This is a genomic window from Clostridium sp. BSD2780061688st1 H5 (assembly GCF_005845155.1).
Classification (GTDB): Bacteria; Bacillota; Clostridia; order Lachnospirales; family Lachnospiraceae; genus Claveliimonas; species Claveliimonas intestinigallinarum.
Genome location: NZ_SPGT01000062.1, coordinates 1 through 1,596, shown reverse-complemented (window position 1 = coordinate 1,596; position 1,596 = coordinate 1). Strand labels below are relative to the sequence as shown.

The 1,596-nt window shown below is 43.9% G+C and carries 2 protein-coding genes; both read left to right on the top strand.

Translation table 11 applies throughout. From position 1 onward, the window contains the following. On the top strand, nt 1–1,261 hold a 1,261-nt coding region (locus FGQ86_RS16100), incomplete at its 5' end, for a transposase (RefSeq protein WP_243127310.1). Nucleotides 1,262–1,316: 55 nt separating this feature from the next. Next, nucleotides 1,317–1,511, top strand: a complete 195-nt coding sequence (locus FGQ86_RS16095; RefSeq protein ID WP_070088627.1) for a hypothetical protein — start codon at nt 1,317–1,319, stop codon at nt 1,509–1,511. The last annotated feature ends 85 nt before the right edge of the window (nt 1,512–1,596 follow it).

Here is a 1,596-nt window from a genome sequence, read left to right as displayed (position 1 = left end):
TAAAAAAGTGTCTTCGACACTTCAACTCCCCTACCCCTCAATCTTGAGGGGATTAGGGGTTACTTTTTGCGTCTTTTTCCCTCATAATAGTCTTATGAATATCCTACAAAAAATTTTTACAGACCATTTTGAAGAAATGCTCTATATCCAACATCCCCGTGACTCTGTCATTGAAAATGTAGAAAAAATGATCCATTGCGGCGACCCCTCTTTTGGCGGCGCCATGTATGCCTGCCCTTCCTGCCGAAATTTCAAATTTGTCCCCTTCCGCTGTCATTCCCGCTTCTGTCCTTCCTGCGGCAACATGTATGCCATTGACAGGACTACCTCTATGTCTTTTAAGATCATCAATGTCCAGCATCGCCATTGCGTTTTCACTATCGCCAGGGAACTCCGTCCTTTGTTCTTATCTGACCGTTCTCTTTTAAACTGCCTTTTCTCTTCCGTTAACAGTGTTGTCTCTCGTATGTTCCATAAAGATAACAAATCCGAACTCTTTACTCCTGGGTTTATCTGTGTCCTTCATACCTTTGGCAGGGACCTGAAATGGAATCCCCATATCCATTGTCTCGTTTCTGAAGGCGGGGTTGGGAATTCTCTTCGCTGGCGTCATAAAAAACACTTCAACTACAAACTCTTGCGTGACTCCTTTCAGACCGCCCTTTTGAACGAATTGCATTCCAAAATCGGCGATTCCTTTAAAAAGCTTAAGGCTTCTGTCTATGCCGACCACAAAAATGGGTTTTATGTCCGAGCCATGCCCAATAAATGTAATCCTTCCCAAGTGATCAAATACATTGGCCGTTACCTTGGCAGACCAGTTATCGCTACCTCACGTATTGACTCTTATGACGGCGAGTCTGTTACGTTCCATTACAACCGCCATGAAGACGAAAAACTGGTCACGGAAACCATCCCGGTTCTGGATTTCATGGCACGCCTCACCCAGCATATCCCGGAAAAACATTTCAAAATGATCCGTTATTATGGGATTTATGCCAGACATCGTAAATCTGACAGATATCTTCACAGGGCTATCTCAAGGGACAAGCATAAAATATTTCTTTCTTTTAACCGTTGGCGGGATTCCATCCTGCTTTCCTTCGGATATGACCCTTTAAAATGTCCTTCCTGCGGTACGCCCATGCTGTTTCTTGAATTATATTTCAACCACAAACCCGTTCCTTTGCACGAATTATATGAAAGGGCCATGCGAAAGCACCGGTGCCGGTCCCCTGCCGCTTTTTCTTCTCTTCCATAGTCTCCTGCTGCATGGTACAATCAAGATATCTGATACAGAAACGGAGACGGTCAATATGAAACGAGTCACTGAGGCAGAACTTGCAAAGGAACTTCGGGAACAGTATATGAAAAATCCTCCAGAAGGCATGACCTCTGATGAAGTCCGCGACATGAGTGATGACGACCTTTTGGACATGGATTATTTCTTACACGAATTTGATGATCTGGATGATGACGATTTCGGTGAGGAAGGTTTTTACATCTTCTGACCCTGAACCGTCTAATTGCCATGCCCGCTTTTCAGCGGGTTTTCTTTTTCTCAAATTTCCTCAATCATGCATTTTCCTATAAAGT